The sequence below is a fragment of the Cupriavidus sp. BIS7 genome (assembly GCF_000292345.1).
Lineage (GTDB): Bacteria > Pseudomonadota > Gammaproteobacteria > Burkholderiales > Burkholderiaceae > Cupriavidus.
Genome location: NZ_ALOU01000027.1, coordinates 99,836 through 112,246, shown reverse-complemented (window position 1 = coordinate 112,246; position 12,411 = coordinate 99,836). Strand labels below are relative to the sequence as shown.

The following is a 12,411-nucleotide window of genomic DNA, read 5'->3' as shown; positions in this document are numbered from 1 at the left end:
CATGTCCCCGGTCTGCACACGTGGGAGAGGGGAGCGAACCGGAAGAGTTTGATGCTCAAGCCGGTGAAGGCGGCGGAGTAATTCGCTGGAATACCATCATCACAACCATGTCCGCCACGCCGCCCCCCGCCGAGTCCGCACTCGCACCAGCCCCCACGCCCCGCGCACTGTTCTTCGAATTCGCCCGCATGGGGTTGTCGGGCTTCGGCGGCGTGCTGCCGTTCGTCCGCCGCTCGGTTGTCGAGCGCAACCGCTGGCTCGACGATCGTGACTTTGTCGAAATCCTGAGCCTAGGGCAGGTACTGCCGGGGCCCAACGTCATCAATCTTGCGCTGATGCTCGGCCTGCGCTTCGCGGGGCTGCGCGGCGCGCTGGCGGCATTCTGCGGATTGGTGCTGGTGCCGCTGATCGTGGTGCTGTGTGCCATGGGCCTGTATCTGCACTATCAGAACGTGCCGCAAGTGCGCCAGATGCTGGCCGGCATGACTGCCGTGGCGGCCGGGCTGATCCTGTCCACAGGCTTGAAGCTCGCGGCAAGCCTGCCGCGAACGGTGCGGACGATTGTCGTGGGTGTTACCGCATTCGCTGCCATCGGGCTGTTGCGCTGGCCGCTGCTGCCGGTGATGGCCGTGCTGGTCCCCGTCGCACTGATCCTCGAACACCGCGCGATGCGCAAGGCGGGCGCATGACGTCGCCCGAGATTCTGCGCAGCCTGCTTGGCCATTTCGGCATGCTGTCACTGCTTGCCGTGGGCGGTGGCGGCACCGTGATCCCTGACATGCATCGCTTTCTGGTCGAGGCCAATGGCTGGATGACCGATGAACAATTCGCGGCGCTCTACGCCATCTCGCAGGCATCGCCGGGGCCAAACATCCTGTTCGTTGCGCTGTTTGGCTGGCAGGTGGCGGGGCCGGCGGGAGCGTTTGCGTCGATGCTTGGCATCTGCGGCCCGTCGAGCCTGATTGCGTTGGGGTTCGAGTACTTCGCGGGACGATCCCCGCATGCCGTGTGGCCGGGGCTGATCCGGCGCGGACTTGCGGCGCTGACCATCGGGCTGCTGATGTCTACGGGCTGGGTGCTGGCTGGCAGCGCCGGCCACAAATGGACGGCCGTGCTAGTAACACTGGTGACGGTGGGGTTGATGCTGAAGACAAAGGTGCACCCGCTGGTGCTGGTGGGGTTGGGGGCGGGTGCGGGGTTGTTGGGGTGGGTGTAGGGAAAGTGGCCCATGCTGTTTGCATGGCCACTTGCACATTGGGCAGTTCAATCAGAGATAGATGAGGCTAAGCGTCGCCAGCCCATCGATGGGGATCGCACTCGTCAATGCCGGAAGCTCCGAAGTAGGACCAATTGCGAGTCGCACAAATAGCGGCTGCACAATTGTGGAGTATGCACTTGGAGAAGTTGTCCCACTAGCGGCCCAGCTGTGTGCCCGCCTGCCACCTGACACCACCCAAGATTGGTCTGTGTCGTTGAAGCCCCCCCATGTAGCGCCATGGTCGTACGAACGGAGGGTGTCAACACTGCTCCCGTCCGCAGTAGCAGTGCCACGGTTGATCCCGATTCCGTAAGCGCCGATGTTATGGCCAGCGACCGTTCCTACACCAAACACAAAATTGCCGGTGCCAAAGCCGTTTGCTATGGCATTACCCGCGGAGACATTTGCAGTGGAGGCGCGATTGTCTGCCGAAACAAGGCTAACCCGGGTCGCTGCGTCACAAGTAATAGTTAGTGTCAGATTTCGCTCTGCCAGCGTTGTCGCGCTAGTCTCACTCTACGTCAGCGCCGAAATCGTCCCAAAATCAACTGTCCCATTCCCGGACAAACTGACATTGCAAGCCGAAGGCCGGATCGTCCCCTGTACGGCAAGGTCAGCGGACTCGGCGGCATGGGCCCCAAAAGATGCGGCCGCGAGCATCGTGGCGAGTGCGGCCAGGCGGATAGTGGTGGTTTTCATGATGGTATGACCTGATCCAGAGGTTCAAGGAAGCATCCCTGGCGGGAGTACCTGAATTCTGGCTTCTGGGCCGTCATCAAGAAATCGTAGATCGCTGAATTTCAGTCGCTAACAGCATCAATCGACCCCGACAAAGCCCCCGGTCTGGTGCGCCCACAGCCGCGCATACAGACCGCCGCGTTCCAGCAGCTCTGCGTGCGTGCCGGTCTCGACGATATGGCCGCCGTCGAGCACCACCAGCCGGTCCATGCGCGCAATCGTCGATAGCCGGTGAGCGATGGCGATCACGGTCTTGCCGTGCATCAGTTCTTCCAGGCTTTCCTGAATCGCCGCCTCCACCTCGGAATCCAGCGCGGACGTCGCTTCGTCGAGGATCAGGATTGGCGCGTTCTTCAGCAGCACGCGTGCGATGGCAATCCGCTGCCGCTGGCCGCCGGAGAGTTTCACGCCGCGTTCGCCGACCAGTGCATCGAGGCCGTGATTGCCGTGCGAATCAGCGAGCGTATCGATAAAGTCATCGGCCCGCGCGCGGCGCAGCGCTTCGCTCAGTTCGGCCTCGGTACTGTCTGGCTTGCCGTAGCGCAGGTTGTCGCGGATCGATCGATGCAGCAGCGACGTATCCTGCGTCACCATGCCGATCTGCGCGCGCAGGCTCTCCTGTGTGACACCGGCGACATCATGGCCATCGATGAGGATGTGGCCGGATTCCACGTCGTAAAGCCGCAATAGCAGATTGACGAGCGTGGACTTCCCCGCGCCAGATGGCCCGACCAGGCCGATCTTCTCCCCGGGACGCACGACGAGGTTCACGTTGTCGATGACGCCGCCGCCTTTGCCATAGTGAAAACCGACATTGTCGAATCTGACTTCGCCGTGTCGGATATCGAGTGGTCGTGCTTCGGGCCTGTCAATCACGCGTCGCGGCACGGCAATCGTCTTCATCCCGTCCTGCACCTGGCCCACGTTTTCGAAGATGCCGTTCACCACCCACATGATCCAGCCGGACATGTTGTTGATGCGGATGACCAGTCCCGTGGAAAGCGCAATCGCGCCGGTAGTCACCAGCCCCTGGTTCCAGAGCCACAACGCGATGCCCGTGGTGCCGGCAATCAGCAAGCCGTTCAGCGTGGTCACCGTGACGTCCATCGCGCTGACCATGCGGCCCGCCAGCCGCACCTTGTCGGTCTGCTCGGCCATTGCGTCGCGCGCATAGGTTTCCTCGTGCCGCGTGTGCGAGAACAGCTTGAGCGTGGTGATGTTGGTGTACCCGTCGACGATGCGGCCCATCAGGCGCGAGCGTGCATCGGTGGCCACCACCGAGCGCTCTTTCACGCGCGGCGTGAACCAAGCCAGTGCGGCGATATAGCCGATGATCCAGATCACCAGCGGAATCATCAGCCGCCAGTCGGCCTCGGCAAACAGGACCAGCGAACTGACTGCATAGACGATGACGTGCCACAGCGCATCCACCGCCTGCACGGCCGAATCGCGCAGCGAGTAGCCCGTCTGCATGATCCGCTGGGCAATGCGTCCGGCGAAGTCGTTCTGGAAGAACGACAGGCTCTGCTTGAGCACATAGCGATGGTTCTGCCAGCGGATCATGTTGGCCAGGCTCGGGTTGATGACCTGGTGCACGAGCACGTCGTGGGCGCCGATCATCAGCGGGCGCAGGACCAGCGCGACGAGCGCCATCCACAGCAGTTCGTTGCGATGCCGCGCGAAGAACGATCCGTCGGGCGTCTCGCGCGCAAGGTCCACCAGCCGGCCAAGAAAGCTGAACAGGGCCACTTCGACCAGCGCGCCAATCAGGCCGACAACCAGCAGCGCGATAAACACGCCACGGACCTCGCGCAGGAAATGGATATAGAAGCGCCACACGCTCTCGGGCGGCTGGCTGTCGGGCAGGCCGCGGAACGGGTCGATCAGTTTTTCCAGGCGGCGCATCAACATCGGGGCGGTCCTTATCGGGTCAGCTGGAGTGGACCGATCATCATACGCCCAAGAAAAAGCCCCGCTCGCTGGCGGGGCTTGAGGCTGTCTCAGAGTGGCAGATCAGTGAATCACCATCTGCGTGAACGGATGCACATAGGCCTGCAGCGTCACGAAGCAGCCAACCATGATCGCCAGCGCGATCGAGTGGAAGAACACGTAGCGCAGGATCTCGCCCTCGTGGCCGTACCACTTGGTGGCGGTGGAGGCCACGACGATCGACTGTGCGTCGATCATCTTGCCCATCACGCCGCCCGAGCTGTTAGCCGCGGCCATCAGCGTCGGGGACAGTCCAAGCTGTTCCGCCGTGGTCTTTTGCAGACCGCCGAACAGCACGTTCGATGCGGTATCCGAACCGGTCAGCGCCACGCCCAGCCAGCCCAGCATCGTGCCGAACAGCGGGTAGAGCACGCCCGTCTGCGCAAAGGCCAGGCCCAGCGTGGCGTCCAGGCCCGAGTAGCGGGTCAGGTAGCCGATGCCGAACATCGCGCAGATCGTCAGCAGCGAGTAGCGAACGAGCTTGATCGTCTCGAAGTACTCCTTGAACAGGCGCGGGATCGAATAGCCCATCAGCAGGCCGCCGACAATGGCCGATGCCAGGATGCCGGTACCCGCCATCGACAGCACGTTGAACGCGAACACGGCCGGCTCGGCGATTTCCTTGGGCACCACGGGCGGGCCCTTGATCACGGCCTTGTCCAGACCGGGGATCGCAAACTTCCATTGCCAGATCCCGTCCATCAGTTTCTTGAACTCGGGGACGCCCCAGACGAACACGAAGACAGTCAGGATCACCCACGGCATCCAGGCCTTGACCACCGAGATATTGGCCGATGCGGCTTGCGCCTTGGCTTCGGCCTCGATTGCTTCGGGGTGATCGACCTTGGAATCGTCGTGACGGCCCAGGATGCGCGTCGAGGTCCAGATTTCCTTCGGATGCCAGATCTTCAGGAATGCGGTCAGGCAGCCCATCGACACCAGCGCCGAAATCACGTCCACCAGCCACGGGCCATGGAAGTTCGACACCAGGAACTGCGGCACCGCAAAGCTGACGCCGGCCACCAGGATCGCCGGCCAGATCGCCAGCATGCCGCGGAAGCCCGCGAAGGCCCAGATCAGCCAGAACGGCACCAGCACCGAGAAGAACGGCAGTTGACGGCCGATCATCGCGGACAGCTGCACCTGGTCGATGCCGGTGACCGACGACAGGCCGATGATCGGAGCGCCGAGCGCGCCGAAGGCCACCGGCGCGGTGTTGGCGATCAGCGCCAGGCCCGAAGCAGCCAGCGGCGAGAAGCCCAGGCCGATCAGGATGGCGCCGGTCACGGCTACCGGCGTGCCGAAGCCTGCCGCGCCCTCGAAGAACGCGCCGAAGCTGAATGCCACCAGCAGCAACTGCAGGCGGCGATCCTCGGTCACGCCCGAGATCGAGTTCTGCAACACCTTGAATGACCCGTTCACCGTGGTCAGCCGGTGCAGGAAGATGATATTGAGTACGATCCAGCCGATCGGGAACAGGCCGGATACGATGCCAAGCCCGGCCGCCTTGCCGGCCATTGCCGCGGGCATCCCGAATACGAACGACGCCACGCAGATACCGACCACCAGCGCCAGTCCGGCCGCCAGGTGGGCCTGCATGTGAAAGAACGCCAGCGCTGCGAGCAGCACGGCAACCGGGACCCCAGCGGCAATGGTGGACAGCGCCATACTGCCGAGCGGGTCATACACTTGACTCCACACGATTGAATCCTCCTCTGGAAAGAAACGGCGGCCTTCCTCTGACGGGCCTGGGCTGCCGGACTACATGCACGTTCACAAGCGGCGAAATCGCCCCCCGGACGGACAGAAAGGGGATTGTAAAGACGGGTTCCGGGCAATCTGCCTTAAATGCGGTCATCGTGACGATGAGCCGGATTCAGGGATCAGGGTTTGCTCGGGGGCAGACTGCTGCACCTTACACCCTCGCGGGAGCGTACTCCTTAATGTGGGCATCCGAAATAGGGAATGTGGAGGGAAGGGAGCAAAACCAACACGGTGGTCAGGATGTGCGAAAGCCCATGCGCAATGGTATGGGTTTTCGCTTTGGGTTCCGATTGTGGAACAGGGGCGCGAGGAGGGGGCCTGGGCGGTGATCAGAGATAGACCACCTCGAACGTCGCCAGACCATCCAGGGAGATGTTTGTCGTCAGGTCAGGCAATGCAGATGTCGGTCCAATCGCCGGGGTCAGCGTGAACTGCTCCGTCATGGATGAGTAGGAGCCGGGCGTTGTCTGGCCCGAGTTTGCCCAGCCGATGATCGAGCTGTTGGTCGGCCAGCTGACGATCAGGGCGTTGGCGCTCGCCGCGGCCCACGAAACGCCGGCATTCGTTGAACCCACGAGTGCGACGGTATTGCCGTCCGCGGTGGGATTGGCATTCCGGCGAACGGTGAATGCACCGATTTTCTTTCCGCCAACGGCACCGAATCCGTAGGCATAGATATCGTTGTTAGCACCGAGCGCGGTCCGTGCAGCCTGCTGGATTGTGCCGGTCCGGCCATCGATGGACCGCAGGCCCACCCTGGTCGGAGCGTCACATGTCACGGTGAGGCTGAAATTCTGCGCGGGTAGCGTGGTGGCGGCGGTTGCGGACAGTGTCTGCGCGCTAATGGTACCCAGGTCGATCTGGCTGGCCGAGGTGGTCACATTGCACGCCGACGGGCGAATCATCCCCTTGACGGCGAGATCGGCGGTTTCCGCGGCATATGCCCCCATTGACATTGACGAAGTGACCGCCAGGGTGGCGAGGGCGGCGAACTTGATAGCGGTTTTCATGATCTTTTGACCTTTCTTGATGAATTCAGTGGTCCCAAGCGGTTCCGATTGAATTCTGGTCAAAGTCACGAGCCTGCTTAATAGTCGTTCACTTAAATCTGGATACGGGCGCTTCGCCCGGCTCGCACGCCGCCCCGAAAAGGGGCGGGTGCGCAGCAGGGAGTTACTTCAGTGGCAGTTCGAGGATACCCGTCGCCGCCGGCCGTGTCCGCATCGCTGTCAGCCAGCGTTCCAGGTTCGGCCTGGGCGTGTGCGCCCTCGGCATGCCCATCCAGCGGTGCGCCGCGCAGGCCAGCGAGATATCGGCCATCGTGAAGCGGTCTCCGCCGATGAACTCGCGGCCTTGCAGCGCGTCGTCCAGCATCTTCGCCAGCGGCTCGGCCCGCTCGCATGACTTGGCGATCACCGCCTCGTCGCGCTGCGCGGCCGGCGTGCGTACCAGTTGCAGGAACGCCTGGACCATCGCCGGGCTGAACGTGGTGGTTTGCCAATCCATCCAGCGGTCCGCCGAGGCGCGCGCCTTGACGTCGGACGGCCACAGCGTGTCCTCGCCGTAGCGCGCGCACAGGTAGCGCACGATCGCGTTCGATTCCCACAGCACGAACGGCTCGCCGGCCACGTCGGTGTCGCGGAAGTCCTCGATCACGGGAATCATGCGGTTTGGATTGAGGCGCACGTACGCCTCGGTATCGAGCTCGCCCTTCTGATTGCCGATGTCGATGCGTTCGTGGTCCAGGTGCAGCTCGCGCGCGCACCAGACCACCTTCTGCACGTTGATCGACGATAGCCTGCCCCAGATGCGCAGCATGTTGAGTGGCTCCTCGGGTTCCATGGCGTCTGCCTGATCAGGCGGCCCGTGCCTGCGGCGCGGCCTGTGCGATCGCTTCGCGGAACACTTCGCCCAGGATCGTCACGCCTTGCTCGATGCGCTCGGCCGACACGGTCACAAAGGCCAGGCGCAGCGCGTTCTTGCGCGGATTGCCTGCGTAGAACGGCGCGCCCGGCACGTAGGCCACGTTGCGGCGCACGGCTTCTTCCAGGATCTGCATGCTGTCCAGGCCCTCGGGCAGCTCCACCCAGATGAACATGCCGCCTTCGGGCACGTTCCAGGTCACGCCTTCCGGCATATGACGCTTCAGCGCGTCCAGCATGTACGCGCACTGCTTGCCGTAGAGTTCGCGGATCGTCGGGATATGGCGATCGAGCAGGCCATCCTTGATCGTCTCGTAGGCAACGCGCTGCGTGAACGTCGGCGTATGCAGGTCAGACGCCTGCTTGGCCTGGCACAGCTTGAAATGCAGTTCGGGCGGGGCGATCACGAAGCCCAGGCGCAAGCCGGGGGCCAGGATCTTCGAGAACGAGCCCATGTAGATCACGCCGTCCGGGTTCATCGACAGCAGCGACGGCAACTGGTTGCCCGAGTAGCTCAGTTCACCGTACGGATCGTCTTCGATCAGCAGCACGCCAAGGTCCTTCGCGCGCTTGACCAGTTCCTGGCGGCGCTCCAGCGGCAGGCGGCGGCCGGTGGGGTTCTGGAAGTTCGGCAGTGCGTACAGGAAACGTGCGCCGGCGGTCAGTTCGGGCGTCAGCGCCTCGGGGATCAGACCCTTTTCATCGGACGGGATCGACACGAATTCCGGTTCGAACAGCGAGAACGCCTGTAGCGCGCCGAGGTAGCTCGGCGTTTCCACCAGGATCGGGCTGCCCGGGTCGATCATCACCTTGGCGATCAGGTCCAGCGCCTGTTGCGAACCCGTGGTGATCAGCACGCGTTCCACGCCGACGTTGTAGCGCTTTGCCACGAACTCGCGCAGCGGCATGTAGCCTTCGGTGGCCGCGTATTGCAGCGCGCCCTGCGGGTTGTCAGCGAATACACGGGCCACCGCCGCTTCCATGGCCGCTACCGGGAACGACGCCGGCGAGGGCAGGCCACCGGCGAACGAAATGACTTCCGGACGCTCGGTGACTTTCAGGATTTCACGGATAGCCGAGCTGGTCAGTTGCTGTGCTCGGCGGGAGATGGCCCATTTCATGATTGGTCTCGTGGTGGGGGAATTCAATGCGCCGGTCCCTGGGGGCCGGCGCGGTATTGTCTGTTCGTATGGTTTCTGACTGCTTCAGATCTCGACGATCATTTCGATCTCGACGCAGGCGCCCAGCGGAATCTGCGCCACGCCGAATGCGCTGCGCGCGTGCTTGCCCTTTTCGCCGAACACTTCGACAAGGAACTCCGAGCAGCCGTTGGTGACCAGGTGCTGCTCGGTGTATTCGAGCGTGGAGTTCACCAGGCTCATCACCTTGACGATGCGATTGACGCGGTTCAGGTCGCCGATATGGGTGTGCAGCGTGGCCAGCAGGTCGATGGCGATGCTGCGCGCGGCCTGCTTGCCGGCTTCGGTGTCGATATCGTGGCCAAGCTTGCCGGCCCAAGGCTTGCCGTCCTTCTTGGCGATGTGGCCAGACAGGAATACGGTGTTGCCGGTGGTGGCTGCCATGACGTAGGCGGCGGCGGGGGCGCCGGCGGTCGGCAGTTCCACGCCCAGGCGGGCAAGGGTGTCATAGACGGACATGCATGTCTCCTGTCAGTGAAGTCGTCCTGGAAGGATGGGGGGCGCCTCCTCGGGCGTGGCAGCCGGTGGCATGGCGGGTGCGGTGTTGCGCACGGCGGCGCGTCGGCCAAGGGCCACGATGGCAATCACCGCAACTGCAAATGCGACGGTGGTGGCATCGAGGGGCTCGGCCAGGATCAGCGCGCCGCCCGCCAGCGTGAGGAACGGCTGCAGCAATTGTATCTGGCCTACGCGGGCCACGCCGCCTTTTGCGAGCCCGGCGTACCAGAACAGAAAGCCGATGAACATCGAGAACACGGACACATAGGCCATGCCCAGCCAGGCGCGCGGCGATGCCTCGGCGATTGCCGGGGCATTGGTCAGCCACAGCCAGGCCACCACGGGCAGCAACACCGGCAGCGACACTACCAGCGCCCAGCTGATGGTCTCCAGCCCGCCCAGTTCGCGTGACAGCTTGCCGCCCTCCGCATAACCGAGTGCGCCGAGCACCACGGCCAGGAACAGGAACCAGTCGGCGTGCTGCAGGCCGCCCGCGCCTTGCCACAGCGCAAAGGCCACCACGAGCGCGCTGCCCGTCAAGGCCGAAAGCCAGAAGCCCAGCGATGGCCGCTCGTTGCCGAACCACGCGGCAAACACGGCCGTGGCCAGCGGCAGCAGGCCGATCACGATCGCGCCGTGCCCGGCGGGCACTTCGCGCATTGCCAGCGAGGAAAACACCGGGAAGCCCACCACCACGCCCAGCGCGGTCACGGCCAGCCGCAGCCACTGGCCCCCGCGTGGCCATTTTTCCGGCGCCAGCGCACCGCGCGCGGCCAGCAGCGCCAGCGCCAGCGCCGCGGCGATCACGGCACGCGCGAGCGCAACGAACGTGGCATCAAGCTCGGCCACGGCCATGCGCGTGAACGGCAGCGTCTGGCTGAAGATCGCCACGCCGATAAAGCCGAGCAGCATGCCGCCGGAAGGAGTGTGGTGCCGAGTCATGGTCTTAGTGTGCTTGTGAGGCAATTGCAATCCATATGGCTGTCAGCGCCAGTGCCAGCCCCATCGCGCCGTTGAACCAGCGCACGCGCTTGCCCTGCATCAGCCAGCGCCGCAGCGATGCGCCCAGCACGCCATAGGCGCCGTTGCTGAAGAAGCCGAACACCGCGAACATCACGCTGACCAGCAGCACGCGCTGCCCCGGTGACGGCGCGCCCGCCATATACGATGCGGCCACCGCCAGCGCCAGCATCCACGCCTTGATGTTGGCGTACTGCAGCGCGGCCGATTGCCAGACGTTCATCGGCCTGAGCACGGTTTTCTCGGCCAGCGACGTGCTGCGCGCGATCCGGTAGGCCAGCCACAGCAGGTAGAGCACGCCAATCACGTGAATCGCCGTGGCCAGCATCGGACTGGTCAGAATCAGCGCCCCAACGCCGCTGGCGCACAGCGCGATGATGCTGGCGAAGCCGAACGACACGCCAATGCAATGCGGCAGCGTGGCACGCAGGCCGAAGTTGGCGCCCGTGACGGCGGCAATCGTCGTGTTCGGTCCGGGCGTGAAGGCACCCACCGCAAGCAGTGTGGCCAACGCAAGGAACTGGGCTGCCGAGAGCCCCGTGAGCCAGGCTTCCATCATCGGCTACGCAAAGTTCACGACCACGCGCCGATTGGTGCGGCTCTTCTTCTCGATCTTGGTCACGGCCACCGCACCGATCTCGCCCGTGTTCGCCACATGCGTACCGCCGCAGGGCTGCCGGTCAACGCCGGGGATCTCGACGATGCGGATCGTCGACGTGCCGGCTGGCGGCGCGGCGCCGATCGTGCGTACAAGGTCGGGCTGCGCGGCCAGTTCCTCGGGCGTGATGCGGTCGATGCTGACCGGCGTCTTCGCATTGATCAGCGCGTTGAGCTGCTCGGTCAGCACGGCTTTGTCGAGCGTCGACTCGGGCAGGTCGAAGTCGATGCGGGCGGAGTCTGGCGAGATGCCGCAGCCCGTCACCGGCACCGGGATCAGCGAACCGAGCAGGTGCAGGCAGGTATGCAGGCGCATGAGCTTGTGGCGGCGCGCCCAGTCGATCTTCACTTCGACGCGGTCGCCCACCTGCAGCAAAGGCGCATCCGGGGCCGGGACGTGCAGGATGCGCGCGCGGTCGTCGGCGTAGACGGTGTCAGCCAGCATGACGATGCGGCCGTCGGCGGTGGTCAGCGTGCCGGTGTCGCCGGCCTGTCCGCCGCTGCGTGCGTAGCAGACGGTCTGGTCCAGCTCGATGCCTGCTTCGCTCACGGCTACCACCGTGGCCTGACAGTGATCGAGGTAGGCGTCGTCGTCGAAACGCTTTTGCGTGGTGGCGGACATGGCGGGGGCTCCTTCAGTGTTTGTCTGTGTGTCTTCAGCGCAGGGTCTTGATGCCCGCTGGGGTTTCGATATCGGCGGCCAGCAGTGGCGGGCCGTCGGTCTGTTCGATTTCGATCAGGTCCATGGCGCCAATCCACGCCAGCCCTTGCCGCAGCAGTTCCGCATGCGGATGCTGGCCGTGCAGTCTGCGCAACGCCAGGTCCTGGCGCGGCAGGCTGATGGCCGGGTGACTGGAAACGTCCCACTGGATCAGCGTGGGGAACAGGCCATCGCCCGCATGCGCCGCGTCGCCGTGCCAGGCGGGCAGGCTGCCATCGTCGGGCACGGTCAGGCGCCAGCGCAGGTCACCGCGCGTCATCGGGATTACCGGGGCGATCCGGTCCGGGTACTGCGCCTGCCAGCGCGACAGGTCGGTCGGGCGATCCACGCGGGCCGCCCAGTGCGCCAGGAACGGGCCTTCGCGCAATCGCTGCTGCACGAGGTCGCTATCCAGGCCGAACCAGCGCGGACGTTTGGGCGCCGGGGCGGAAGGGTCGATCGCGATCACTTCGAGGTACAGGCCGCCATAGAGCCCCATGACGCGGTTGTGGGTGCCCATGCGCGGGTGCGTGCCGCCGCCCTGTGGGGCAACGCCGAGGGCGCTGGCCACGTACTCGGCTCCCGAGTCCAGGTCGGGGGCGGCAATCACGAGATGGTCGATGGCAAGTGTCATGGTCGGTTGATGTTAGTCAAGCTCGTCGGTAC

13 protein-coding genes are annotated in these 12,411 nt (G+C 64.4%); 2 read left to right on the top strand and 11 right to left on the bottom strand.

From position 1 onward, the window contains the following. The first annotated feature begins 107 nt into the window (after positions 1 to 107). Together B552_RS0111125 and B552_RS0111120 are read left to right on the top strand one after the other, a co-directional pair. The gene (locus B552_RS0111125; protein WP_019449099.1) at positions 108 to 689 is read left to right on the top strand and encodes a chromate transporter; all 582 of its coding nucleotides are present in this window, start codon (positions 108 to 110) and stop codon (positions 687 to 689) included. After that, entirely contained in the window at positions 686 to 1,216 is a 531-nt protein-coding gene (locus B552_RS0111120; protein ID WP_019449098.1) for a chromate transporter, read from the top strand. Before B552_RS0111125 ends, B552_RS0111120 begins: the two co-directional genes overlap by 4 nt. A 558-nt stretch (positions 1,217 to 1,774) precedes the next feature. Here the strand turns inward: B552_RS0111120 and B552_RS28835 are convergent. From B552_RS28835 to B552_RS0111070, 11 genes are all read right to left on the bottom strand, one after another. Then, on the bottom strand, positions 1,775 to 1,957 hold the full coding sequence (locus B552_RS28835; protein ID WP_157160233.1) for a DUF1120 domain-containing protein: 183 nt from the start codon (positions 1,955 to 1,957) through the stop codon (positions 1,775 to 1,777). Positions 1,958 to 2,074: 117 nt separating this feature from the next. After that, positions 2,075 to 3,907 (bottom strand): ABC transporter ATP-binding protein, encoded by a 1,833-nt coding sequence (locus tag B552_RS0111115; protein WP_019449097.1) that lies wholly within the window; start codon positions 3,905 to 3,907, stop codon positions 2,075 to 2,077. A gap of 102 nt (positions 3,908 to 4,009) precedes the next feature. Continuing rightward, positions 4,010 to 5,686, bottom strand: coding sequence for an L-lactate permease (locus B552_RS0111110; RefSeq protein ID WP_026035548.1), 1,677 nt, complete (start codon positions 5,684 to 5,686; stop codon positions 4,010 to 4,012). 392 nt (positions 5,687 to 6,078) lie between these two features. Next, a complete protein-coding gene (locus B552_RS0111105; protein WP_019449095.1) occupies positions 6,079 to 6,759 on the bottom strand; it encodes a DUF1120 domain-containing protein in 681 nt (226 codons plus the stop codon). A gap of 163 nt (positions 6,760 to 6,922) precedes the next feature. Next, positions 6,923 to 7,567 (bottom strand): glutathione S-transferase, encoded by a 645-nt coding sequence (locus tag B552_RS0111100; RefSeq protein ID WP_026035547.1) that lies wholly within the window; start codon positions 7,565 to 7,567, stop codon positions 6,923 to 6,925. Between the two features lie 37 nt (positions 7,568 to 7,604). Then, positions 7,605 to 8,792, bottom strand: a complete 1,188-nt coding sequence (locus B552_RS0111095) for a PLP-dependent aminotransferase family protein (RefSeq protein ID WP_019449093.1) — start codon at positions 8,790 to 8,792, stop codon at positions 7,605 to 7,607. Positions 8,793 to 8,876: 84 nt separating this feature from the next. Next, positions 8,877 to 9,329: a RidA family protein gene (locus B552_RS0111090; protein WP_019449092.1), complete on the bottom strand. Its 453-nt coding sequence runs from the start codon at positions 9,327 to 9,329 to the stop codon at positions 8,877 to 8,879. Positions 9,330 to 9,341: 12 nt separating this feature from the next. Then, positions 9,342 to 10,310, bottom strand: a complete 969-nt coding sequence (locus tag B552_RS0111085; RefSeq protein ID WP_026035546.1) for a DMT family transporter — start codon at positions 10,308 to 10,310, stop codon at positions 9,342 to 9,344. A 4-nt stretch (positions 10,311 to 10,314) separates the two neighbouring features. Continuing rightward, positions 10,315 to 10,944, bottom strand: a complete 630-nt coding sequence (locus tag B552_RS0111080) for a LysE family translocator (protein ID WP_035879717.1) — start codon at positions 10,942 to 10,944, stop codon at positions 10,315 to 10,317. A gap of 6 nt (positions 10,945 to 10,950) precedes the next feature. Continuing rightward, complete coding sequence (locus B552_RS0111075) at positions 10,951 to 11,667, bottom strand: alanyl-tRNA editing protein (protein WP_019449089.1); 717 nt, start codon at positions 11,665 to 11,667, stop codon at positions 10,951 to 10,953. Between the two features lie 34 nt (positions 11,668 to 11,701). Beyond that, entirely contained in the window at positions 11,702 to 12,379 is a 678-nt protein-coding gene (locus B552_RS0111070; RefSeq protein ID WP_019449088.1) for a VOC family protein, read from the bottom strand. Positions 12,380 to 12,411: the final 32 nt, after the last annotated feature.

Bases quoted from the DNA above. Each gene is read 5' to 3' on its own strand.
- B552_RS0111125 (WP_019449099.1), top strand. From the start codon at position 108: ATGTCCGCCACGCCGCCCCCCGCCGAGTCCGCACTCGCACCAGCCCCC.
- B552_RS0111085 (WP_026035546.1), bottom strand. From the start codon at position 10,310: ATGACTCGGCACCACACTCCTTCCGGCGGCATGCTGCTCGGCTTTATC.
- B552_RS0111075 (WP_019449089.1), bottom strand. From the start codon at position 11,667: ATGTCCGCCACCACGCAAAAGCGTTTCGACGACGACGCCTACCTCGAT.
- B552_RS0111095 (WP_019449093.1), bottom strand. From the start codon at position 8,792: ATGAAATGGGCCATCTCCCGCCGAGCACAGCAACTGACCAGCTCGGCT.
- B552_RS28835 (WP_157160233.1), bottom strand. From the start codon at position 1,957: ATGAAAACCACCACTATCCGCCTGGCCGCACTCGCCACGATGCTCGCG.
- B552_RS0111090 (WP_019449092.1), bottom strand. From the start codon at position 9,329: ATGTCCGTCTATGACACCCTTGCCCGCCTGGGCGTGGAACTGCCGACC.
- B552_RS0111080 (WP_035879717.1), bottom strand. From the start codon at position 10,944: ATGGAAGCCTGGCTCACGGGGCTCTCGGCAGCCCAGTTCCTTGCGTTG.
- B552_RS0111070 (WP_019449088.1), bottom strand. From the start codon at position 12,379: ATGACACTTGCCATCGACCATCTCGTGATTGCCGCCCCCGACCTGGAC.
- B552_RS0111120 (WP_019449098.1), top strand. From the start codon at position 686: ATGACGTCGCCCGAGATTCTGCGCAGCCTGCTTGGCCATTTCGGCATG.
- B552_RS0111100 (WP_026035547.1), bottom strand. From the start codon at position 7,567: ATGCTGCGCATCTGGGGCAGGCTATCGTCGATCAACGTGCAGAAGGTG.
- B552_RS0111115 (WP_019449097.1), bottom strand. From the start codon at position 3,907: ATGTTGATGCGCCGCCTGGAAAAACTGATCGACCCGTTCCGCGGCCTG.
- B552_RS0111105 (WP_019449095.1), bottom strand. From the start codon at position 6,759: ATGAAAACCGCTATCAAGTTCGCCGCCCTCGCCACCCTGGCGGTCACT.